Origin of the sequence: Chryseobacterium sp. JM1, assembly GCF_000737715.1 — a bacterium.
Lineage (GTDB): Bacteria > Bacteroidota > Bacteroidia > Flavobacteriales > Weeksellaceae > Chryseobacterium.
The window spans coordinates 176,134-199,082 of sequence record NZ_JPRN01000006.1 but is presented as its reverse complement, the minus strand read 5'-3'; the positions used below and the strand labels follow the sequence as shown (position 1 = coordinate 199,082).

Sequence of the window (22,949 nt, the reverse complement as noted above, 5' to 3'; positions counted from 1 at the left end):
TTTAGAGAGGTTGCAATCAGGTCAAATTTTTCCTCGTTTATAAACGTCTGCAAATTTAAGTACTATTTTTTTAATACTCAAGATTTTTGCTTATTAATTATAATTTTCTTAAAATTAATGATTTATATCACTTTGCGGACTTCTTAGTTCATTGCGGTTTAATGCTCACAAACTCTTTCGGGTTGATGTGATAATTAAGCTTCTGCTCTAAAGAACTCTTGATAGAGTGAGATAATTCATCAATGATTTTCTGCTTGAAGGTCGGCTTATAATAGATGATCTTGATCTCTCTGTAAGGGAAAGGTTTTTTGAATCTGAACACATTTTCTTTCTGCTCATCAGAAAGCTGACTTAATGCCAGTTCCGGCAGAATACTGATGCCTCCTACCTTGTCTACCATATGCACCAATGTCTGAATATTGGAAGCCAGGAAATCAAGATTTTTAGGTTTCAGTGTATTTTCTTTCAGATGACAGATATTCTCAAACTGATTTCTCAGACAGTTCCCTTCCTCCAGAAGCCAAACTTTTTCAACGTTCAGTTCTTCAGGGATGATATAAGAATTCTTTTTATTCGCTTCCGTATTGGAGCTGTAAATCATGAGTTCCTCATTGAAAAGGAAATCCTGATAGAATTCATCAGCCGTGTCATATGGTGTAGAAATAATTCCTGCATCCAGTTCACCAGCTTTTAAAGCCTTGATGATATTATCTGTGGTCATTTCCTTCACATTCATCTGGATTTTTGGATTGTCTTCCAAAAACTTAAAGATTTCTGTTGGTAAAATGAAAGAGGAAACGGTAGGAATGATTCCTAAATTGATCGTTCCGCCTAAAATATTATTCAGAAGATTCGCTTTATTTTTCAGCTCATTGACAGATTCTATAATTACCTTTGCCTGATCAATGATCTGAAGCCCTACATCTGTAGTACGGATCGGGTGTGTAGTTCTGTCGAACACTTTCACATCCAGTTCATCCTCAAATTTTTGTATCATCGCACTTAACGTGGGCTGCGTAATAAAGCATGCCTGAGCTGCTTTACCAAAATGTTTGTACTTATCTACAGCGATAAGATACTCCAGTTGCTGAATGTTCATCTGATTAATATTATCTATTACAAAGATAAAATGTTTTTGCTATTAGTAATCAAAAATTCAAGTAAATTTGATATTTCATACGTCTGCATAAGACAGTTTACAAGGTAAATCAATCATACAAATCATAACTCTATGGATTCTAAAAAATTAACGCTAAGCAATGGCGCTCCTTATTTTGAACACCAGGACTCACAAACCGTAGGTCCTAGAGGGCCTGTCCTGCTGCAGGATTTTATCCTTCAGGAAAATCTCGCGCACTTTGTTAGGGAAAGAATCCCTGAAAGAATTGTACATGCCAAAGGAAGCGGTGCCTATGGTACATTTACGGTTACTCATGACATCAGCCAGTATACCAAAGCCAAACTATTTTCAAAAGTAGGAAACTCATGCAGGATGTTTGCCCGTTTCTCTACCGTGGGTGGAGAAAAAGGAAGCGCAGACACCGCAAGAGACCCGAGAGGTTTTGCTTTAAAATTTTATACGGAAGACGGAAACTGGGATCTGGTAGGAAACAATACACCGGTATTCTTTATTAAGGATGCTAAAAAATTCCCGGACTTTATCCACACCCAGAAAAGAGTACCGAAGACCAATTTAAAAAGTGCCACGATGATGTGGGATTTCTGGAGTCACAATCCTGAATCTCTTCATCAGGTTCTTATTTTAATGTCCGACAGAGGAACGCCTCACGGCTACAGACATATGCATGGATTCGGATCTCATACTTTCGCGATGATCAATGATAAGAATGAAAGGGTATGGGTAAAATTCCATTTTAAAACAAAACAGGGAATTAAAAACTTCACGGATGCCGAAGCAGTAAAAATGGCCGGAGAAAATCCGGACTTTGCACAGGAAGACCTTTGCAATGCCATCGAAAACGGAGATTTCCCGAAATGGACCTTGTTTATCCAGGTGATGACGGAAGAGCAGGCAAAAGATTTCAGATGGAATCCTTTTGACGTAACGAAAGTTTGGTTCCACGATGACTACCCGATGATCGAAGTGGGAGAAATGGAGCTGAATGAAGTACCTGTTAATTATTTTGCACACGTAGAGCAGTCTGCTTTTTCACCAAGCAGCCTGATTAACGGAATCAGTTTTTCTCCGGACAAAATGCTTCAGGGAAGATTGTTCTCTTATCCTGATGCCCACAGATACAGAGTGGGAGTCAATGCTCATCTTCTGGAAGTGAACCGATGTCCTTTTGCTGTCAATAACTATCAGAGAGATGGCTTCATGGCAGACTCAATTGAATATCAGGACAAACCGAATTATTTCCCGAACAGTTTTGATGATGTGAAGCCGGACCCTTCGTATAAAAATTACGAATATGAACTGGACAGTGCCCATGTTGCGAGCTACAACAGAAACGAAAACGACGATGACCACTATACCCAACCCGGATTATTGTATACAAAATCTATGACCGCTGAAGACAGAGAACACCTAATCAGCAACATCGTAGGAAGTATGAAAGGAATCACGGGACCGAAAAAAGATGAGATTATCAACCGTCAGTTATGTCACTTTTTCAGGACTAATATTGAACTTGGCATGAAAGTGGCATCTCAGCTTCATGTCAATATAGATGCGAATATGATGAATCATTCGAAATAGTATTTTGAAAGATAAATCAATTAAAAGGAAAAAAAACCAATATTTTTTCCTTTTTTTTGTAAAAAATTTATAATTTGCAGAAAATAATATTTTAAAGTGGAAAAATGAGTTACGAAAATATATTATTAGAAAAAGAAGACAGGATTGCTGTCATTACGATCAACAGACCTCAGAGCTTAAATGCTCTTAATGCGAAGACTATTCAGGAAATTGGCTCAGCTATAGATGAACTGAACGCTGACACCACCTGTAGAGCAATTGTTCTAACAGGAAGCGGAGAAAAATCATTTGTAGCCGGAGCAGATATAAAAGAATTCAGTGATTTTGGACAGGAAAAAGCCGAAGAACTGGCCAGAAACGGGCAAAACAGCCTGTTCAATAAAATTGAAAATACATCTAAACCCGTGATTGCGGCCGTAAACGGTTTTGCATTAGGAGGTGGTTTAGAGCTTGCCATGGCGTGCCACATCAGATATGCATCAGAGAATGCAAGACTGGGGCTTCCGGAAGTAACTTTGGGATTGATTCCAGGTTACGGAGGAACACAGAGACTTCCTAAATTAGTAGGAAAAGGCATCGCCAACGAACTGATCTTCTCTGCCAAAATGATTCCCGCTCAAAGAGCAAAGGAAATCGGACTGGTGAATGAAGTATACCCAATTGAAGAATTATTAACCAAAACAAAAGAATTAGCAAGTATTATAGCCAGCAACTCACCAATGGCTATATCAAAGGCCATCCAAGCCGTCAACTTGTCTGATACGGATAAAGGTTTTGAATCTGAAATCAAGTATTTCGGAGAACTTTTTGACCTGGCAGACAAGAAAGAAGGAGTTACCGCTTTCCTAGAGAAAAGAAAGCCTAACTTCTAAGATTTTTAATCCAAATTATTTCGAAAAAAACTAATGCTGCGGTATGAATAAGTTTGATAAAGCTTATCTAAAAATGGCCCAGGAGTGGGCAAAACTATCCTACTGTAAGAGAAAACAGGTAGGAGCACTTATCGTAAAAGATAGGATGATTATTTCAGATGGTTACAACGGAACACCTTCGGGGTTTGAAAACTGCTGTGAAGATGGAGAGGGGAAAACACACTGGTATGTACTTCATGCGGAAGCCAATGCGATATTAAAGCTGGCCGCTTCCACTCAGTCTGCAAAAGGTGCCACGTTATATTTAACGCTGTCGCCCTGCAAAGAATGCAGCAAACTGATTCTGCAGGCAGGAATTACAAGACTTGTGTATATCAATGAGTATTCGGACGACGACGGGATTGCGTTCTTGAGAAACCATCATATTGAAATAGAACAAATATCGGACTGTGAACTAAAAAAATAAGCACAAATGACTTGGGATGAAAAGATCAAAGATTTTGAAATATTTCTTCGCTTCGAAAGAAATTTTTCAGAAAACACTCTCGATGCCTATATTCGAGACATCAAAAAATTAAAAGATTATGCCATAGTGGATCTGGAAAACGTCGGTCCGGATGCTATAGGCTATGAAAACTTACAGGAATATATCTTCAATCTTTCCAAACAGAAGTTCAGCGAAAGATCTCAGGCAAGATGGATTTCTTCTATTAAAGCTTTCTTCAAGTTTCTTCTTGAAGATGAGTTCAGAGAAGACAATCCTGCGTCACTGCTTGAAGGCCCGAAACTGGGATTATATCTTCCTGACACCTTGAGCCTGCCGGATATCAATAAGATCATCGCAGCCATCGAGGCCAATTCTGATCTCGGAAAGAGAAATCATTGTATCATTGAGGTTCTGTACGGATGCGGATTACGTGTCTCGGAACTTATTGACCTTAAAATTTCGAACATTAATTTCAAAGAACAGTATATCAAAGTAAACGGAAAAGGCAATAAAACGCGTTTCGTTCCTTTGGCAGATTATACTGCTGAACTTTTGGAAACCTACATCAATGAGGTCCGTTCTACCAATAAGATCAATAAAAAGTATGAGGATACGCTGTTTCTTAACAGCCGTGGAACATCTATGTCCAGGGTGATCGTATTTCTGATCATCAAGGAACTTACAGACAAAGCGGGAGTAAGCAAAAAAATATCTCCACACACATTCAGACATTCTTTTGCTACACACCTTTTACAGAATGGTGCAGACCTTCGTTATATCCAGGAAATGCTGGGACATTCCAGTATTACCACTACGGAGATTTATACCCATCTGAAGACAGAAGAACTTCGGGATGTAATCCTGAACTATCACCCGAGAAATATTAATATTGCTCAGTGATACGAAGTTCCATCTGAATTTTGAAAAAACGATTTTAAACAGATGAAAGTATTGAAATATTGCCCAAGCTGTGGCAAAGAAACGCTTCACTGGGACGGTGAAAAGAAATGGAGCTGTCCTGAATGCGGGTTCACCCTTTACAATAACGTAGCCGGCGCAGTAGCCGTTGTTATCCGATGTGGTGATGAAATCTATCTTACCAGAAGAAACAGGAATCCTAAAAAGGGAAAACTGGATCTGGCCGGAGGTTTTGTAGATCCGAAGGAAAGTGCCGAGGAAACCTGTAAAAGAGAGCTTTTCGAAGAACTTCAGCTTGATGTGGATATTTCAAATTTAAAGTATCTGACCAGCCTTCCGAATGTGTATCAGTATAAGGAAATTGATTACAATACCATCGATCTCTTTTATGATTATACCGTTCAGGAAAAGTTTGAGGTCAGTCTTGAGCTTTCTGAAATATCAGAAGCTGTCTGGATTCCTTTGAGTACATTGGATCTCAATGACATCGCTTTTGATTCTCAGAAAAAGTTTTTTGAGGAATATGTGAATAAAAACTTATAATACTTCCCACAGATCTCACAAAAAACACAGCTATTTTCAATAATACTGTGTTACGGTGATATCTGTGGGATTTTTTTTAGTAAGATTTAGATTTCAGCATCTCTTCGAAGTACTGAACCATCAGTGTTCTTTCGGCATCGGAAAGATTGGCTTCTTTGTGATACACAATATAGCCCGGCATAGGCATCGTTTTATTTTGAACCGTCTGAATAGCTTTGCTCAGCATATTCTCCTTTAATTCCTTGTTATAAGTTCCCCAAATGGAAAAATTCAGGTGTTCCCTGCCTTCATTCACGTGGCTTTTTACAGACCATGAGATAGGTGCGAGGTAAGCATATTTAGGATATACCGTTTCGTTGGAATGACAGTCGTAGCAAGCTCCTTTTATCAAATCTCTGATCTTCTCCGGGGTTTTCTTTGCCTCCACAAAATTAGCTGCTTTATCAATAGGCTTATTCACCCTGTCAATAGGGATAAACTGGATCAGTGCAAAAGCAACCAATGTCCAGAACAATACTTTTTTTACCGTTTTCATATTTCTATTTTACCGGTGTCAGTACTGCGTTTCCGGAATCTGACTTCAGTTCTTTTTTTACTTCTTTCTGTACGGTTTCTTTCGGGGCTTCTTCCGTTGGAGTTTCTGCAGGTTTAGGAGCAGCAACAGTTCCTTTAGGATTATCCAGTGTTCTGGTGTCTTTCAGATCCCAGTCTTCCTTGGTTTCCCAAAGTGGCCTTACAATAGCTTTTTTGTAGAAGACATATGAATCTTCTGCCGGGGTTTCGGTTTCGAAATCGGCTACGTCCCAGAATTTATTTCCGTTGTTGTCTACCAGTATCCTGACAATGTATTCATTAGGTTTCAGGATGTCAAATTTCACTTTGTCTCCTTTGGTATATCTTGAATAAACCACTTTGTCCGAAGCATCAAGAAGCTGGATCCAATAGCTGGCTTCCGGAGCATTCTGAATGGCAAACGCCAGACTTCCGAACTGATCTACTTTTTCTGCCTCAAAATCAAAACGTTTTGACTGTACATTTTTAGCATAATACGATGAAACGGTTTCTTTCGGAACGGTAAGCTGATATTTTTTACCCGGTACAAAATCTGAATGAATCATGATCTGGTACGGATCTGTTTCTGAAATTTTGGCTGTAAATTCCTGTGTGGTCAAACTGTCGCTCTTCAGGACCCATTTTTCAGGGCTGATCTGATCAATGATATAATTGGATCTTATCTTAAAATCAGAATTCGGGGCTAATGCAGGGCCTCCGTTATCATTCTCAAGATCCATAGCATTTTTCTTATTGTATTTGTAGAAAACGGACACAGTATCCTGTTTAGTTCCTGTATCATAACTGAATTTGAGATTCTCTGTTACCGTCTGCCCTACATCGCTTTTCACCGGATCAAACCAAATCCTTACGGTATCTGATTTCGGACGGTGAGTGAATTTGATATCCTTGAGTTTATCGCTTACAGAAGCTATTTTTACGCTCTCCGGATTCCCTTCAAATGTCATGACCACTCCACCCGGATTTTCTTTCATCTCAGCATATTTCAGAGGCTTTTTGGACGGATATACTTTTAATTTTAATCCTGAAATAGATTTTTCAACATCTACCGGATCTTTTTGGAAACCAATTTTTTCTTTCCCCGGATCATAAACAGAATTGCCGTTTTCATCTTCAAAGGCGATGATCTTGTATTTTCCCTTTGTCAGATAATTAAGTTCGAAATAGCCATCTTCATCTACCTTAGTGATGTAATATGGTTTCTGCTTATAATTAATGGTATCTTTTACCTGATAAAGGCCTACAACAAGCTTATTTTCGCCCTGTTTCTTTTTAATCGCGGTGGCATCAATGATATCACCACTGATGTACAGGTCATCAAGTTTATCTCCCGTAGAGAAAGCAAAATTGAAATAACGGAGAATATTGGCTTCGTTATTATCTGCAATAGAGTTTCCGAAGTTGAAATTATAGGTGGTATTCGCCTGAAGTGTATCTTCCCACTGAATCATCACATATTTATTAGCGATATTCGAAGGAAGGATCCGCTTTATACTTTTAATAGGCGGAGAAATGATCAGGTTTTTATTAATATCCTTTAAGGTAATATATTCGTCAAAATCCAGCCTGAGCTCGTGGATGTCTCTTTTCACATTGACTCTTGTGGTGTCAATATTCGAACTTAAAAACTTGGGCGCCAAGGTATCTTTCGGGCCACCAACGGGAGCCCCTACTCTTGCACATGAGTGTACAAGAAAACAGATAACGAATAATAGAAGAAGTCTTTTCATATATGTTTAACAAAATTAAACATTATTCTCCAAAAACTTCATGTCCGGCATTCAAAGTATCTTTATTGTCGTTCATTACACTGTGAAGTTTATCTTTCTGAACAGGAAAATCTTCAAATAATCCTGATAAAGCAAGGGCTGTGTACACCTGATTCGAATATTTATTTCCAATCGCTACGATTGTTACTTTTGATTTCAGAAGGTGTGCAAATACGGAATTGGTCCCATGCCACCAACCATTGTGGTACGTAAGTTTCTCTCCGTTGTCAAAAATTTTCATCCTGAAGCCAAGTCCGTAATTATTCATTCCTGATTTTTCATTGCTGTATGGCGTGAAAACCATCTGCATCAGATCAGGCTTTAAGAAATCTTTTGAATACATGGCTTTTGAGAAATTGTAAAGATCTCTTGGCGTGGTGTACACATTTTTATCTCCGTAAATAAGATCAAGTCTGTCCAGAGGATATAATCTGTTTCCACCGTAATAAAAGGACTGTGCCGCTGTTGGAATATCTTTCTCCTGGAAAATATAAGTGTGCTCCATTTTCAGAGGCTGAAATATCATTTCCTTCATCGCCTGTGGAAAAGGAGTTTTTGTGATCTTCTCGATCAGTAGAGCCAACATCGCAAAATTGGTGTTACAGTACATAAAACCTGTATCTGTATCTCTTGCAAGATCCGGCTTATACTTGATGATCATGTCCAGAACATCCTGATTGGTAATGAAAGGCTTGGACAGTTCTGCCGGAGCCGGCTGTATTTTGGTGATGAAATATTCGTATTTCGGAAGACCGCTTCTCTGATCCAGTAACGTTTGTACCGTAACGTTCGGATAAGGGAATCCCGGGAAATATTGGGTAAGGTGATCTGTCAGTTTAATTTTTCCGGCTTCTACCAGCTTCAACATCGCCATGGCCGTCAAAGTTTTTGAAACGGAAGCCACATGCAGCGGTGTATTTTTATCGATTGGCATCTGGTTTCCTTCTCTTCCGAAACCTCTGTAGTTTTCGTATAGAATTTCATCTCCTTTTGCTACCAGAATCCCTCCACTCAGGTTTCCTCCTTCCCAGATTTTTTTGTAATACTGATCGATGTATCCCGTGAGTATTCCTTTGTCACCAAGCTGGCTGTCAGCTTTGGTAAAAACACTGTTCAGATCTACGTTTCCATAGTTCGGAAGGTTGGTTGTATTTTCCGCTGAAGCCTTTTTAGAATCAGCATCTTTTTTACAAGAAATAAGGGATAAAAAAACAGTTACAATAAGTACTAAATTACGCGTCTTCATGAGTATCAAAAAATGAGCAGCAATTTAATAAAACTCAAAATAAATCCTCAATCCGGAGCGTACATTATGAATTATTTAACATTATTAAATGCTCTTTCGAAAAATATAAAATCATATGACACAAATCTTCTCAGTGTGGAGAAAATTTCTTATAATTCAGATTAAGTACTTATTTTTTTAAGTGTAAAAAATTAATAATTTTTTTTCAAGAAATATATATTTTAAATAAACTAACGCAAAAAAGAATAATTTATACGGAATTTAGGCAATTATCTGCAATTTTAATTTTTGTTTTTATGTCTTATTTATGGGAAATATGTATTTTTGCGCTCAATAAAAAATAATAAAAATGTTAAAAAAAATTTACTTTTTCTCTTTCTTCTTTTTGGTCATTGGTGCACTAAGGGCACAGACACCACTTGTGTTAAAATTTTTGGTGACCGATGCTAACAACCTAAAAATAAAATTAAATACCCAGGGTGTCTATAGCTACTCATATGTAAAGACGAACAATTCTGCTATTACAGGTAATGGAAATGGAAACACGGGTTTAACAGAAATAAACGTTCCTTCAATAGGAACATATGCTATTTCAATTACGCCTACCGGTACTTTTAGACTTGGTTCCGGAACTGATGCAGATAAAGTTGTTGAACTGACACAATGGGGGCAAATTACCTGGAATACCAATTTATCAGGAATGTTTTCCGGATATGCGAATATTCAAATTACAGCAACTGATATTCCCGATTTTTCACAAGTTACCAATCTAAGCTCGTTTTTTTCAGGTTGCACCAACTTATCCATTGTCAACAATATCAACAACTGGAATGTAGGCAACGTGACCAATATGAGTAATTTATTCTTTAATGCCAAAGCTTTTAATAGACCAATCGGTAGTTGGAATACCTCAAAGGTGACAGATATGAGCCAGATGTTCTTTTATGCTGATGCATTCAACCAGGATATTAGCAACTGGAATGTTTCAAATGTGACTAACATGAGTTCAATGTTTAATCGTGCGAAGGCATTCAACCAGAATATTAATACCTGGAACGTGTCAAATGTTCAGAATATGTCACTGATGTTCGAAGCATCTCAGGCGTTTAACCAACCATTAAACAACTGGAATACTTCAAATGTCACCAATATGGCTCAAATGTTTTCTTATCCAAGTTTCAACCAGGACATCTCCTCTTGGGATGTATCTAATGTTACCGACATGTCCCGTATGTTTTGGTCTAACAATAATTTTAATAGGAATTTAGGCAACTGGACCCTTTCTCCAATAGTGAATATGACAGAAATTTTTGGCTATAGTGGTTTGGATTGTGGAAATTATGGGGCAACATTAAAAGGCTGGGCTGAAAATCCTAATTCTCCACTTGGACGACTTGTGGGAGCAGTTGGAAGAACTTATGGAAACGGCGGCCAAATATTTCGTAATCAATTAATTAATAGCAAGGGCTGGACATTTGTTGGAGACAGTTTTTCTCCAAACTGCTCGGAGCCTTCGTTACTTGTTGAAGAAATAAAATCAGGCAAGACAAAATTACTGCTGTACCCAAATCCTGCCTCAGAAATGATCTTTATAAAATCAGAATACATCACTAAATCAGTACAGGTTTTAGATGCTTCAGGAAAAACATTATTGAACAAAGTGGGTGAAACAAATCAATTAAACCTGCAACAGATTCCTGTCGGAACCTATTTTATTAAAATTGCAACAGCCGATGGATCTGAGAGTACACACAAACTCATAAAAAAATAAACAATACGTAAAAATTGCCTTTTGCTGTGTAAATATAGCAGCTTCCGGCAATAAATGGAAAAGCACAGATCTTACGATCTGTGCTTTTTTATTATTTGAAAATAAAAATATCATTTACTGAAAATCATTTGGAAAGATTACGTCAAAAATAGATTTGTAACTATATTCTAACACAGATCAGCACCTTCAGCGGGGATGATTAACTACCTTGCAAACTTCTCCACAATTTTATCTACAATCACCTGAGCCAGTTTTTCTTTACTCTGATGAGTCCAGCCGGCAATGTGTGGGGTTACAATTGTTTTTTCAGATTCCAGAAGATACTTGAGATCTTCGTTTTCTGTTTCAAGGTTTTCAAAAGATGCTTTTTCATACTCGAGAACGTCCAGACACGCGCCTTTAACTTTCCCTGACCTCAAAGCATCAACTAAATATTTAGTTTCTACATTTTTTCCTCTTGCGGTATTGACAAAATAGAAGTCCTTTTTCATTCCCAAAATAAACTTTTCATCAATAAGATAGTGGGTTTCAGAAGTAAGCGGAATATGCAGGCTTACAATATCTGCAGACTGCCGTAGCTCTTCCAAGCTGACCTGTGAAGCGTACTCATCAGCAAGTCCGGGAAGGATATCATGAAAAACAACTTTACAGCCGAATCCTGAGAATCTTTTCGCAGTAGCTTTTCCCATATTTCCGTATCCGATAAGGCCTACTGTTTTTCCAAGCAGCTCGTCTCCTCTGTTCTCTTCCCGTTTCCAGATTCCGTTTTTCACTTCATTGGAAGCAATGAAAAGGCGGTTCATCAGAATCAGCAACATTCCTACAACGTGTTCTGCGACAGAATCTCTGTTGCCTTCGGGAGAATTGATCAACTGTATTCCCAATTGTTCTGCAACAGGAATATCAATATTTTCCATTCCGGCTCCTACCCTGGCGATAAATTTCAGATTCTTTCCCTTTTCAAGAAAGTTTTTATCCAAAGGAATTCTGCTCCTGATGATGATTCCGTCATAATTTTCAATTTTATGGCAGACCTCATCGTAGGAAGACGTAAAATCCTCTTCCAGCACAAAGTTTTTAGCCAGAAGCTGCTCTGTGATGAGAGGATGGTTTTTATCTAAAAGGAGAATTTTCATTTTTTAAACACTAATGATTTAAACACTAATGACACTAATTATTTTCACAAATGACACCAATGTGAATTTCATAGTGTACCATTGATTACTCTTCTTACCCAGTTTTTAAACTGGAGGGTATTAAAATTGATCAGCATTCCAAGCTTGCTGTTGCATGAACAATATCCTGCTTCATACACCATTCTTGATATATCATTCTCTGACATACCTGATGTCATCATTTTTTTTCATTTATTCCGCACAAATCATTTGTGAAAATTTGTGCAGCCATTTGTGTTATTTGTGTTTAAGTCTTACAAAGGCAGGTTTTATTTTTTATCCTTCTTTGAATCCTTTGTTTCTTCCGGCTCTTGGAACAATTTTTTAAGCTCTACAGAGTCAAGAGGCTTCATTCTTCCGGAAAGGATAAGAGAAAGTTCTTTTCTTCTGATCGCCGCAGCATGTCTCAGTTTTTCTTCTTCTGTTTCCGGGATCATATCCGGGATCGGAATAGGACGGTTGAATTCATCCACGGCAACGAAAGTATAGATTCCTTCATTGGTGTGAATTTTCTTCTGATTGATCGGGTCATCCAACCATACATCTACATATACCTCCATTGAAGTTGAGAACGCTCTGGATACTTTAGATTCCAGAACCACTACTCCCCCTTCAGGGATAGGATGATTGAAAGAAACGTGATTTACAGATGCTGTTACAACTCTTCTTTCACAGTGTCTGGCTGCAGAAATGGAAGCACAACGGTCCATTTTTGCCAGAAGTTCACCTCCGAAAAGGTTTCTTAAAGAGTTCGTTTCGTTCGGAAGAACAATATTGGTCATGATGGTCAGGGATTCTGACGCTTTTTTTACTTTTGCCATTGAGTCTTAGTGTTGTTTTGAACGGCCGGAGCTGGTTTTACCACTTTTCCGGCAGGTTTTGATAATGAATCTTTTTTCAGGGAATCCGAAACTGCTGTTTTGGGAGCAACTATTGCTTTTACAGTATCTTTTGCAATTCTGTGCGTAGAAGTCTGTACAGAAACTTTATCAAAAGATTTTTTTCCGAAAAGAAGTTCCTGCTGGGTAAATGCCAGATACAGGATTCCCAGAACAGGAATCACAAGAAGGAAAATCCAGAGGATCGTCTTTTTGAATCGATAATCTTTTTCCCTGTTGACTGTGGTGTTTATTTTTTCACCGTTATTGATATCTGAAATCCTGATTTCTTCGAGTCCGTAAAAGTCCGGGTGTCCCGATTCTATTCTTTTCCCTTTGAAATGGGTATGATCTTCTTCAATATTAATGAATCCAAGGTTTTGAATGTCCAGAACCTGATCTGCCTGAAGTTTTTTCTTCCAAAAATCGGTCTGAATCTTCAAATCGCTTTTGGATGCTTCCAGAGACATCTGTTTCTGGGCCGCAATGAAAGCAGCCAGCTCATCAGACTGTATCTCATAATCCACCGCAAAAACAATCTCGCTGGCGGGCGGAAGGATGCTTCCGTTCTCAGAATTAATAATTGCCTTGGAGTTTTTAAGCGAAAACACACCGAAGCCCGGAACCGTCACAGTTCCAAATTGTTTCAGATATTCTAAAATGTAAGCTGAAATATTCATTTGGCAGCAAATTTATAATTTTTTCGTGACTTTTTGAAGAGATTTAACGGATATAAAAAAAGACTGCCGAAACAGTCTTTTGATAAATATGTATAAAATTGAAAGTATTAAAACCTGTTTGGTAAATTATTCTACAGATTATTGAATTTTCCAGCTGATCCCAAACATAAAATTAATACCTGCCTGTGAAAAATAATATGGATCGCCACTGTAAACGGCTCCGTTGTTCACATATTTTTTGTTGAAAAGATTATTCACCAATAATTTTAAAGCGATATCATTATGTGCGATGGTAAAATGATACTGGGCATTAAAATCGGTTAAGAAATAATCTTTCAGTTGCAGATTTTTATCCCCTGTATTATCCAGATACTGTTTTCCAACATATTGGTTCATCAAAGCAAACTGGAAATTCTTGTTTGGATTAAATTTCAGACCCAGATTGGCGATAACATTCGGAGAGAATGATATTTCGGTATCTCCCAAATTCTGAAGAACGCCTTTATTTTTAATATTAAAATCAAGATTTTTATTCTGGCTAAGGCTGACATTCCCCGTCACTTCCCATTGCTTTGAAAGTTTAGCTAATGCTCCGATCTCAATTCCTCTTCTGTAGCTTTTCCCTGAGTTTGTTCTGATAAATGCGCCTACATTGTTCAATTGACCGTTCAGTACCAGCTGATTCAGATAGTACATATAATATAGATTGGCTGTTACGGATACTATTCCAAGCTGCTTTTCGATACCTGCTTCGAAATCGTGTAATTTTTCAGCTTTCACATTGTTGTCGCTCATCAGGTCATCCCTGTTCGGTTCACGCTGTGCGTGGGCATAGGAAAGGAATATTTTTCCGTTTCCGATTTTATAATTCACACCCGCTTTTGGATTAAAGAAAAGCCAGTTTTTATCAAGGTTTCCGCCTTCTCCATCTCCTGCAGTCAGGATCTTTGTATCGTAATCAATATTTCTGAGCTGAAGATCTCCAAAGAATTCAAAATGTTCTCCCGTTCTCCACAACGCTTTTGCAAAACCTGCCAATTCAGTTTTCACAGAACGGTTTCTGTAGTATTCATATTCATTGATCTGCGGAAAATAAACTCCGGTCACATTTCCAAAGTGCCTTCCGTAATACTGGTTAGCCACCACTCCGAAATTAAGATCTACATTCTCCAGCTTTCCATACAATGTGGAAACGGCACCGTAAAAATCATTGTTCAGCCATTTTTTTCTGATAAAATCGGTTATTTCTACCGGAGCGCCATTCACTACAGGTACCAGGAGATTATAATTGGAATAATGGGTAGCCTCTACATCCGTTTCATCTACTCTTTTGTAGTTTTCGTAATATCCTCTTCCTTTTGTATAGTGAAGGGTTGTTTCTAAACTCCAGTTATCATTGAATTTCTGCTCCCACAAAAGCTGATAATGATTCTGTCTGTAATTGTCCGTTTCATTATCATAAAACTTCTCTTCTCCGGTAACGAGGTCTGTATACTGTCCTGAATAGTTAAACTTCGGATTCGTTTCCCAGGTCGGTCGGTCGATCCCGTTCCAAGCCTGATAGGTTTTTTCTTTCCCTCCGAAAGCCATCAGACGAATCCTTGTTTTTCCCTCTTCAAATAACGCCGTGAAGTTGTAAGAATCAAGATTCGAAGAAGCTCTGTCAATATATCCGTCGGAATGAATTTTTGTATATCTACCCATCACCGAAAGTCTGTTTTTCCAGAATTTCCCGGAACCTGCTTCTGCTGAATATTTGTAGGTATTGAATGAACCATAACTGTCATCCGTCTTGAAATACATTTTCTCGTCCGGTTCTTTGGAGATCACATTGATGCTCGCTCCAAACGCAGAAACACCATTATTGGAAGTTCCCACCCCTCTCTGAATCACGATTTGTGAGGCTGAACTTGTAAGGTCCGGAACATTCACAAAGAAAGTTCCCTGACTTTCAGAATCGTTGTACGGAACTCCGTTCATCATCACATTGATCCCTCTTCCGGCTACCCCACGGATCCTAAATCCAGTATAACCCACCCCGTTTCCGGCGTCAGAAGTAGAGATAATGGAAGTTTGATTTTTCAGGAGGATCGGGAGATCCTGGCCCAGATTTCTGCTGTCTACATCTTTCTGTACGTTGATGATTTCCTTAGCAACGGGCAGCCTTTTTGTAAAGCTGACCGCTTCAATTTCCCTGATCTTCAGAGAATCCTTATTTTGAGCCTGGATAAAGGCTGCAGAGCCTACAGTAAGCCCTAAAAAAAATAATCCCTTCATTCTATAAATCTTTAAAATTTAATGAATAAAAGGGGCGGATTAAATAATGTAGCAATTGACTAATTTAACAGTCTAGCAATGAGATTGGTATATTGTTATACGGTTCCATTGATACATTTTCAAATTTCCCTAAACAGCATTATCCGTTCCAGGTTCATTGGGTATAATCTCAGCCTGTTAAAGCACCCCTTTATTTCAGCCGCAAAATTACAAAAAAAATACGGGTTTTCGGGAAACGGGGTTTAGGCTTTGAGATACGAGGTGCGGGATTTGAGTTATAGAGGTTAATCCGGTTATATAGATCTGCTCAATTTGTTTGATCTGCGCGAGATTTTTAAACGTTAAAGATTCATTCTCTCCACATTTCAAAAAGCCAATCGCCAAAAGCAAACTGCCATCCGCCATTAATAAGTCTTATTCCTCACATCAATATAATAATAGTTCGTGCCGTCTTTTGTCACTTCAAACATTCTCCCCAGTTTCCAGCTGAAGTTTCTTTTGATATTGGAATATTCGAAGGGAATGATCACTTTATTATTCACATCAATTACTCCGAATCTGTCGTTATGAGAAGCTACAATCATCGGATCTGCAGTGTCGTCACCTTCCATGATGTATAAATACTGGTATTGAGGATAGATCTGGTATTGTCTGTAATCTGCCGCGTTCACGAATTTGGCTTTTTCAATGATTCCGTAAAAACCATTCAGAACATAGGCCTGATAAAGCTGTTGCTTATAATCTCCGAACTTACATTTTCCGAGATCAGCATCTTTGAACTGATACACTCTTTTCCCTGTTTTGTCTACACGGTAAGAGATCATATCTTTTTCAACCGTAGCGTAGTCATCAGTTCCGAATTTCCTTGCTTTCAGGTTAGGAGAATTCAGCAAATTACAATCTTCATAAAAAAAGACCGCGATATGATATTCAGGCTTGATGATGAATTTTCCGTTTTGATTCACGTATCCGAATTTTCCGTTCTCCTTTTTCGGGATCAGAACAGGAAGATCCTGATGGATCGTTACGAGATCCGCGTTCGGCTTAGGAACTGAAGTCACCTTTTTTACTGCCGTTTTCGTTACATTTTTAACCGGTAGTTTTTTCACGGATTTCGTCTGAGAAAAAACGAAAATCGAAATAAATACGCATAAAAAATTCAGGATATTTTTCATATTCACCATTTGCGTGCAAAACTACGGCCAAAAATAGAAATTATCAAAATCATATTTATAAAGAATCTAAATAATTTAGCGTATAAAAAATATTAAAAATCCGTAAATTTGGGAACACTTTTTAAGTGTTTGATAATCTAAAAACGTTTTGGAGATATAATTTCTGGCAGTCATGCTGTCAAAAAGGTGTATAAATCTTACCCAAAGAGAGTTTTTTCAACAGGACAAACCGCAGGTAAACTACGTACACTTCTATTAGAGATCATCTATACTTCACTTCGAAACTGAACATTATCTCGCATTTTTTAAGGAGGTAGATGATGTTGTTTATTACTATAGTCGTTTTGCTGCGGCAACTTTAAATGTTTTATTGTAATTTATAACCCTGTTAAGAATAACAGAATTGATTCTACTTTTAAAATTTTAAAAGACTTCTATTATTATGAATATGTATCAGGATTACATCCAAGAGATTGAGGAAAGAAAAAACCAGGGGCTAAATCCAAAGCCAATTGACGGTGCCGGATTATTAAGCGAAATCATTGCACAGATTAAAGACTCAGGTAACGAATACCGATCAGATTCTCTTCAATTTTTCATTTACAACACCTTACCCGGAACGACCAGTGCAGCAGGTGTGAAAGCTCAGTTTTTAAAAGAAATCATTCTCGGTGAATCCGTAGTAGAAGAAATAACCCCGGCGTATGCTTTTGAGTTATTATCTCATATGAAAGGGGGTCCTTCCATTGAGGTATTGCTGGATCTGGCTTTAGGGAATGATATTTCTATTGCTAAACAGGCGGCCAACGTTCTTAAGACACAGGTTTTCCTTTATGATGCGGATACAAACCGTCTGAAGGAAGCATTCAATAGCGGCAATGAAATCGCACAGGAAATCGTTGACAGTTATGCAAAAGCTGAGTTCTTTACTCAACTTCCGGAAATTGCTGAAGAAATTAAAGTGGTAACATTTATCGCCGGTGAAGGTGATATCTCAACCGATTTACTTTCTCCGGGTAACCAGGCTCACTCAAGATCTGACCGTGAACTTCACGGAAAATGCATGATCACTCCTCAGGCACAGGAAGAAATCAAAGCTTTACAGGCACAACATCCTGACAAAAGCGTGATGCTTATTGCTGAGAAAGGTACGATGGGTGTAGGTTCATCCAGAATGTCAGGAGTAAACAACGTGGCTTTATGGACTGGAAAACAGGCTAGCCCTTATATTCCTTTCGTAAATATTGCTCCAATTGTTGGAGGAACAAACGGTATTTCTCCGATTTTCCTTACGACAGTGGACGTTACCGGTGGTATTGGTCTTGACCTTAAAAACTGGGTGAAAAAACTGGACGAGAACGGACAGCCAATCCGTAACGAAGCAGGAGAGCCGATTCTTGAAGAATCCTATTCTGTGGCTACAGGAACTGTTCTTACCATCAACACTAAAACAAAAAAACTTTATAACGGCGACCAGGAGCTGATTGACATTGCTAAGGCATTCACGCCTCAGAAAATGGAATTCATCAAAGCCGGTGGATCATACGCGATTGTATTCGGTAAAAAGCTGCAGACATTTGCTGCCAAACTTTTAGGAATAGATACTCCTCTTGTTTTCGCTCCGTCTAAAGAGATTTCTCATGAAGGACAAGGTCTTACCGCAGTAGAAAAAATCTTCAACAGAAATGCTGTAGGTTCTACACCAGGAAAAGTATTGCACGCAGGTTCTGACGTTCGTGTAGAAGTTAATATCGTTGGATCTCAGGATACGACAGGTCTTATGACTTCTCAGGAACTGGAATCAATGGCAGCAACAGTGATTTCTCCCATTGTTGACGGTGCTTACCAATCCGGATGTCACACCGCTTCAGTATGGGATAAAAAAGCTCAGGCTAATATTCCTAAACTAATGAAATTTATGAACGATTTCGGTTTGATCACAGCCCGTGACCCGAAAGGTGAATACCACGCCATGACAGACGTAATTCACAAAGTTCTTAACGATATTACGATAGACGAGTGGGCGATCATCATTGGTGGTGACTCTCACACAAGAATGTCTAAAGGAGTTGCTTTCGGAGCAGACTCAGGAACAGTGGCTCTTGCACTGGCTACAGGTGAAGCATCTATGCCAATCCCTGAATCTGTGAAAGTAACATTCAAAGGAGACATGAAAGAACACATGGATTTCCGTGATGTGGTTCATGCTACTCAAGCTCAAATGCTTAAGCAGTTTGGAGGAGAGAACGTATTCCAGGGTAGAATCATTGAGGTTCACATCGGAACACTTCCTGCTGACCAGGCATTTACTTTTACAGACTGGACGGCAGAGATGAAGGCAAAAGCGTCTATCAACATTTCTGAAGACGAAACCCTGATTGAATCACTGGAAATTGCAAAAGGCAGAATCCAGATCATGATCGACAAGGGCATGGATAATCACAACCAGGTTCTTCAGGGATTAATCAATAAAGCAGATAAGAGAATTGCAGAGATCAGATCAGGTGAGAAACCTGCTTTAACTCCGGATTCAAATGCTAAATATTACGCTGAAGTTGTTGTGGATCTTGATATCATCGTAGAACCCATGATTGCTGACCCGGATGTAAACAATGATGATGTTTCCAAGAGATATACCCACGATACGATCAGAACCCTTTCTTACTACGGTGGGGAGAAAAAAGTAGATCTTGGTTTTGTAGGATCTTGTATGGTTCACAAAGGAGACTTGAAGATTGTTTCTCAAATGCTTAGAAACATCGAAAAGCAACAAGGTAAGGTAGAATTCAATGCGCCTCTTGTAGTAGCAGCTCCAACGTATAACATCATCGATGAGTTAAAAGCAGAAGGAGACTGGGAATTTTTAGAAAAATATTCAGGTTTCGAATTTGATGATAATGCTCCAAAAGGCGAAGCTCGTGTTGAATACAAAAACATGATGTATTTAGAGCGTCCCGGATGTAACCTTTGTATGGGTAACCAGGAGAAAGCAGCTAAAGGAGATACTGTATTAGCAACTTCTACCCGTCTTTTCCAGGGAAGAGTCGTTGAAGATTCTGAACGTAAGAAAGGAGAATCTTTACTGGCTTCAACTCCGGTTGTTGTTCTTTCAGCGATTATCGGAAGAATTCCTAATATCGACGAATACAAAGCAGCAGTTGAAGGTATTGACCTGACTAAATTTGCTCCACCGATCAAGGAGCTGGTTCAGGTTGGCCATTAATAGAATGTAACGAAGTCTCAGGACTTTTTAATAATCATACAAATGAAAGATTTTAGTCCTGCGGGATTTAAAATCTTTCATTTTTTGTTTAGAACCTTTCCATTTAAGACCGGTTAAGAATTATTTTACATAAAATTGAGACTTGAAATTCCATTTTTTCTTAACTTGATAGAAATAAAACATCCCCATTATTGATTAGAAATATCCTTTTTTCAGACCTAAGGAACAGAATTTGATGAATCGTAATAACGAAAGAATTTTTTCCGTTTTAAGCATTCAATGAATGACGGGAAAGTATATTTAAAAAGAGAAAAATTAAATTAAGATATGACTTTTGATATTGATATGATCAAAAAAGTGTACGAGCGTTACCCTGAAAGAATTGCTTCGGCAAGACAAATCGTGGGCAAACCTCTTACCCTTTCAGAAAAAATCCTTTACACCCATCTTTGGGAAGGAAATGCCACATCAGCGCATGAAAGAGGAAACTCTTATGTAGATTTCGCACCGGACAGAGTAGCCATGCAGGATGCCACCGCACAGATGGCACTTTTACAGTTTATGCAGGCTGGAAAGGCTAAAGTAGCGGTACCTTCAACAGCTCACGCCGATCACCTGATCCAGGCAAGAGTAGGTGCAGAAGCAGATTTACAGGAAGGTATCAACAAAAACTCGGAGGTTTTCAACTTTCTGAGCTCTGTTTGTGATAAATATGGAATTGGTTTCTGGAAGCCGGGAGCCGGTATCATTCACCAGGTGGTACTTGAAAATTATGCATTCCCGGGAGGAATGATGATCGGTACCGACTCTCACACGGTAAATGCAGGAGGTTTAGGAATGGTGGCCATCGGTGTAGGAGGCGCAGATGCAGTAGATGTTATGGCCGGAATGGCATGGGAACTAAAAATGCCAAAACTTATCGGGGTAAAATTAACCGGTAAAATGAGCGGATGGACGTCGGCAAAAGACGTTATCCTGAAAGTAGCAGGAATTCTAACCGTAAAAGGTGGAACAGGATGCATCGTAGAATATTTCGGAGAAGGAGCAGAATCTCTTTCAGCAACAGGTAAAGGAACCATCTGTAACATGGGTGCTGAGATCGGAGCGACTACTTCTACTTTCGGATATGATGATTCTATGAGAAGATATCTGGCAGCAACAGGAAGACAGGATGTAGTAGATGCTGCAGACAAAATTGCAGAACACTTAACGGGTGATGCTGAAGTATATGCCAACCCAGAGCAATATTTTGATCAGGTAATCGAGATCAACCTTTCTGAGCTTACGCCACACTTAAACGGACCTTTCACTCCGGACTTAGCGACACCAGTTGCTGAATTCAGAGCTAAAGCTGAAGCGAACGGATGGCCAATAGAGGTAGAATGGGCATTGATTGGTTCTTGTACCAATTCTTCGTATGAAGATTTATCAAGAGCTGCTTCTATCGTAGAAGATGCGGTAGCAAAAGGAGTTAAGCCTAAAGCGATTCTGGGAATTAACCCGGGTTCTGAGCAGGTGAAATTCACAGCGGAAAGAGACGGTTTCTTAAATTCTTTTAGAAAATTTGAGAACACGAGAATCTTCACCAATGCTTGTGGACCTTGTATCGGACAGTGGGACAGAGAAGGCGCTGATAAAGGGGAGAAAAACTCGATTATCCACTCTTTCAACAGAAACTTTGCAAAAAGAGCTGACGGTAACCCGAATACCCATGCTTTTGTAGCTTCCCCGGAAATGGTAGCTGCGGTAGCGATTTCAGGAAGATTAGACTTTAACCCGATTACAGATACATTAACAGCCGAAAACGGCGAGCAGGTGAAACTGGATGAGCCTAAAGGTTCTGAATTGCCACCAAGAGGATTCGCTGTAGATGATAACGGATACCAGGCACCCTCTGAAGACGGTTCTTCAGTGGTGGTGAATGTAAGTCCTACTTCAGACAGACTTCAGCTATTGGAAGAATTCCCGGCCTGGGACGGTAAAAACATCGAAGGAGCTAAGGTATTGATCAAAGCTTTCGGAAAATGTACAACCGACCACATTTCTATGGCGGGACCATGGTTGAAATACAGAGGTCACCTTGACAATATTTCAAACAATATGTTGATTGGAGCTGTTAATGCTTACAACATGGAAACGAATCACGTTAAGAGTGAAATTACAGGTGAATATGGTGAAGTTCCGGCCGTACAGAGAGCTTACAAAGCCGCTGGGATTCCTACCATCGTTGTCGGAGACCAGAACTACGGGGAAGGTTCTTCAAGAGAGCACGCAGCTATGGAGCCGAGACACCTTGGTGTAAAAGCGGTATTGGTAAAATCATTCGCGAGAATCCATGAAACCAACCTTAAAAAACAAGGGATGTTGGGAATCACTTTCGCTAATGAAGCTGATTATGACAAAATCCAGGAAGATGACACGGTTAACTTCTTAGATCTAGATCAGTTTGCTCCAGAAAAACAGCTGACGTTAGAATTCGTTCATGCTGACGGAACTAAAGACATTATCATGGCAAACCATACGTATAATGATCAGCAGATTGATTGGTTTAAGGCAGGTTCTGCACTTAACCTGATTAAGAGACAGGAAAATTAATTGTTAGATTTAATTAATCATAGAAAAGCGGCTTCCAGGGAAGCCGCT

At 38.9% G+C, this 22,949-nt stretch carries 18 protein-coding genes; 8 read left to right on the top strand and 10 right to left on the bottom strand.

Going from position 1 to position 22,949, the window contains the following annotated elements:
* Nucleotides 1-148: 148 nt before the first annotated feature.
* Nucleotides 149-1,099, bottom strand: a complete 951-nt coding sequence (locus IW22_RS12645; RefSeq protein ID WP_034726964.1) for a LysR substrate-binding domain-containing protein — start codon at nucleotides 1,097-1,099, stop codon at nucleotides 149-151.
* Between the two features lie 132 nt (nucleotides 1,100-1,231).
* Here IW22_RS12645 and IW22_RS12640 point away from each other — a divergent pair, with 132 nt between their 5' ends.
* The 5 genes from IW22_RS12640 to IW22_RS12620 all read left to right on the top strand — a co-directional run bounded on the left by IW22_RS12640 (nucleotide 1,232) and on the right by IW22_RS12620 (nucleotide 5,539).
* Nucleotides 1,232-2,719: a catalase gene (locus tag IW22_RS12640; protein WP_034726963.1), complete on the top strand. Its 1,488-nt coding sequence runs from the start codon at nucleotides 1,232-1,234 to the stop codon at nucleotides 2,717-2,719.
* A 104-nt stretch (nucleotides 2,720-2,823) separates the two neighbouring features.
* Nucleotides 2,824-3,591 (top strand): enoyl-CoA hydratase/isomerase family protein, encoded by a 768-nt coding sequence (locus IW22_RS12635; protein WP_034726962.1) that lies wholly within the window; start codon nucleotides 2,824-2,826, stop codon nucleotides 3,589-3,591.
* 43 nt (nucleotides 3,592-3,634) lie between these two features.
* Nucleotides 3,635-4,057 carry a deoxycytidylate deaminase gene (locus IW22_RS12630; RefSeq protein WP_034726961.1) on the top strand — a complete coding sequence of 141 codons (423 nt, stop codon included), beginning with the start codon at nucleotides 3,635-3,637 and terminating at the stop codon, nucleotides 4,055-4,057.
* 6 nt (nucleotides 4,058-4,063) lie between these two features.
* Nucleotides 4,064-4,978, top strand: coding sequence for a site-specific tyrosine recombinase XerD (gene xerD, locus IW22_RS12625; protein WP_034726960.1), 915 nt, complete (start codon nucleotides 4,064-4,066; stop codon nucleotides 4,976-4,978).
* Between the two features lie 42 nt (nucleotides 4,979-5,020).
* The gene (locus tag IW22_RS12620; protein ID WP_034726959.1) at nucleotides 5,021-5,539 is read left to right on the top strand and encodes an NUDIX hydrolase; all 519 of its coding nucleotides are present in this window, start codon (nucleotides 5,021-5,023) and stop codon (nucleotides 5,537-5,539) included.
* 76 nt (nucleotides 5,540-5,615) lie between these two features.
* Here the strand turns inward: IW22_RS12620 and IW22_RS12615 are convergent, their stop codons facing one another.
* Genes IW22_RS12615 through IW22_RS12605 form a run of 3 tightly spaced genes read right to left on the bottom strand, consistent with a single transcriptional unit; the run spans nucleotide 5,616 to nucleotide 9,127 of the window.
* Nucleotides 5,616-6,074, bottom strand: coding sequence for a heme-binding domain-containing protein (locus IW22_RS12615; RefSeq protein WP_051891220.1), 459 nt, complete (start codon nucleotides 6,072-6,074; stop codon nucleotides 5,616-5,618).
* Between the two features lie 4 nt (nucleotides 6,075-6,078).
* Nucleotides 6,079-7,842 carry an Ig-like domain-containing protein gene (locus IW22_RS12610; protein ID WP_081873944.1) on the bottom strand — a complete coding sequence of 588 codons (1,764 nt, stop codon included), beginning with the start codon at nucleotides 7,840-7,842 and terminating at the stop codon, nucleotides 6,079-6,081.
* A gap of 22 nt (nucleotides 7,843-7,864) precedes the next feature.
* Nucleotides 7,865-9,127, bottom strand: a complete 1,263-nt coding sequence (locus IW22_RS12605) for a serine hydrolase domain-containing protein (protein ID WP_034726958.1) — start codon at nucleotides 9,125-9,127, stop codon at nucleotides 7,865-7,867.
* A gap of 349 nt (nucleotides 9,128-9,476) precedes the next feature.
* Between IW22_RS12605 and IW22_RS12600 the strand changes: the two genes are divergently transcribed.
* Nucleotides 9,477-10,898, top strand: coding sequence for a BspA family leucine-rich repeat surface protein (locus IW22_RS12600; protein ID WP_051891219.1), 1,422 nt, complete (start codon nucleotides 9,477-9,479; stop codon nucleotides 10,896-10,898).
* Nucleotides 10,899-11,101: 203 nt separating this feature from the next.
* Here IW22_RS12600 and IW22_RS12595 read toward each other — a convergent pair whose 3' ends face one another.
* From IW22_RS12595 to IW22_RS12570, 6 genes are all read right to left on the bottom strand, one after another.
* Nucleotides 11,102-12,034, bottom strand: a complete 933-nt coding sequence (locus tag IW22_RS12595; protein WP_034726957.1) for a 2-hydroxyacid dehydrogenase — start codon at nucleotides 12,032-12,034, stop codon at nucleotides 11,102-11,104.
* A gap of 68 nt (nucleotides 12,035-12,102) precedes the next feature.
* The gene (locus IW22_RS24555) at nucleotides 12,103-12,255 is read right to left on the bottom strand and encodes a hypothetical protein (RefSeq protein WP_185113580.1); all 153 of its coding nucleotides are present in this window, start codon (nucleotides 12,253-12,255) and stop codon (nucleotides 12,103-12,105) included.
* An 87-nt stretch (nucleotides 12,256-12,342) separates the two neighbouring features.
* On the bottom strand, nucleotides 12,343-12,894 hold the full coding sequence (locus IW22_RS12590; protein ID WP_034726956.1) for an acyl-CoA thioesterase: 552 nt from the start codon (nucleotides 12,892-12,894) through the stop codon (nucleotides 12,343-12,345).
* A complete protein-coding gene (locus IW22_RS12585) occupies nucleotides 12,882-13,631 on the bottom strand; it encodes a hypothetical protein (RefSeq protein WP_034726955.1) in 750 nt (249 codons plus the stop codon). The genes IW22_RS12590 and IW22_RS12585 overlap by 13 nt, the downstream gene beginning before the upstream one ends.
* A 138-nt stretch (nucleotides 13,632-13,769) precedes the next feature.
* On the bottom strand, nucleotides 13,770-15,908 hold the full coding sequence (locus IW22_RS12580) for a TonB-dependent receptor (RefSeq protein WP_034726954.1): 2,139 nt from the start codon (nucleotides 15,906-15,908) through the stop codon (nucleotides 13,770-13,772).
* A gap of 404 nt (nucleotides 15,909-16,312) precedes the next feature.
* Nucleotides 16,313-17,017 (bottom strand): WG repeat-containing protein, encoded by a 705-nt coding sequence (locus IW22_RS12570; RefSeq protein WP_228384041.1) that lies wholly within the window; start codon nucleotides 17,015-17,017, stop codon nucleotides 16,313-16,315.
* Nucleotides 17,018-17,525: 508 nt separating this feature from the next.
* Here IW22_RS12570 and IW22_RS12565 point away from each other — a divergent pair.
* Complete coding sequence (locus IW22_RS12565) at nucleotides 17,526-20,306, top strand: bifunctional aconitate hydratase 2/2-methylisocitrate dehydratase (RefSeq protein WP_034726952.1); 2,781 nt, start codon at nucleotides 17,526-17,528, stop codon at nucleotides 20,304-20,306.
* Nucleotides 20,307-20,633: 327 nt separating this feature from the next.
* Entirely contained in the window at nucleotides 20,634-22,901 is a 2,268-nt protein-coding gene (locus tag IW22_RS12560) for an aconitate hydratase (RefSeq protein ID WP_034726951.1), read from the top strand.
* Nucleotides 22,902-22,949 lie beyond the last annotated feature (48 nt).

Coding starts and splice junctions, on each gene's coding strand:
- IW22_RS12585 (WP_034726955.1), bottom strand. CDS start 13,631: ATGAATATTTCAGCTTACATTTTAGAATATCTGAAACAATTTGGAACT.
- IW22_RS12620 (WP_034726959.1), top strand. CDS start 5,021: ATGAAAGTATTGAAATATTGCCCAAGCTGTGGCAAAGAAACGCTTCAC.
- IW22_RS12630 (WP_034726961.1), top strand. CDS start 3,635: ATGAATAAGTTTGATAAAGCTTATCTAAAAATGGCCCAGGAGTGGGCA.
- IW22_RS12580 (WP_034726954.1), bottom strand. CDS start 15,908: ATGAAGGGATTATTTTTTTTAGGGCTTACTGTAGGCTCTGCAGCCTTT.
- IW22_RS12635 (WP_034726962.1), top strand. CDS start 2,824: ATGAGTTACGAAAATATATTATTAGAAAAAGAAGACAGGATTGCTGTC.
- IW22_RS12595 (WP_034726957.1), bottom strand. CDS start 12,034: ATGAAAATTCTCCTTTTAGATAAAAACCATCCTCTCATCACAGAGCAG.
- IW22_RS12610 (WP_081873944.1), bottom strand. CDS start 7,842: ATGAAAAGACTTCTTCTATTATTCGTTATCTGTTTTCTTGTACACTCA.
- IW22_RS12645 (WP_034726964.1), bottom strand. CDS start 1,099: ATGAACATTCAGCAACTGGAGTATCTTATCGCTGTAGATAAGTACAAA.
- IW22_RS12640 (WP_034726963.1), top strand. CDS start 1,232: ATGGATTCTAAAAAATTAACGCTAAGCAATGGCGCTCCTTATTTTGAA.
- IW22_RS12590 (WP_034726956.1), bottom strand. CDS start 12,894: ATGGCAAAAGTAAAAAAAGCGTCAGAATCCCTGACCATCATGACCAAT.
- IW22_RS12560 (WP_034726951.1), top strand. CDS start 20,634: ATGACTTTTGATATTGATATGATCAAAAAAGTGTACGAGCGTTACCCT.
- IW22_RS12605 (WP_034726958.1), bottom strand. CDS start 9,127: ATGAAGACGCGTAATTTAGTACTTATTGTAACTGTTTTTTTATCCCTT.
- IW22_RS12600 (WP_051891219.1), top strand. CDS start 9,477: ATGTTAAAAAAAATTTACTTTTTCTCTTTCTTCTTTTTGGTCATTGGT.
- IW22_RS12615 (WP_051891220.1), bottom strand. CDS start 6,074: ATGAAAACGGTAAAAAAAGTATTGTTCTGGACATTGGTTGCTTTTGCA.
- IW22_RS24555 (WP_185113580.1), bottom strand. CDS start 12,255: ATGATGACATCAGGTATGTCAGAGAATGATATATCAAGAATGGTGTAT.
- IW22_RS12565 (WP_034726952.1), top strand. CDS start 17,526: ATGAATATGTATCAGGATTACATCCAAGAGATTGAGGAAAGAAAAAAC.
- xerD (WP_034726960.1), top strand. CDS start 4,064: ATGACTTGGGATGAAAAGATCAAAGATTTTGAAATATTTCTTCGCTTC.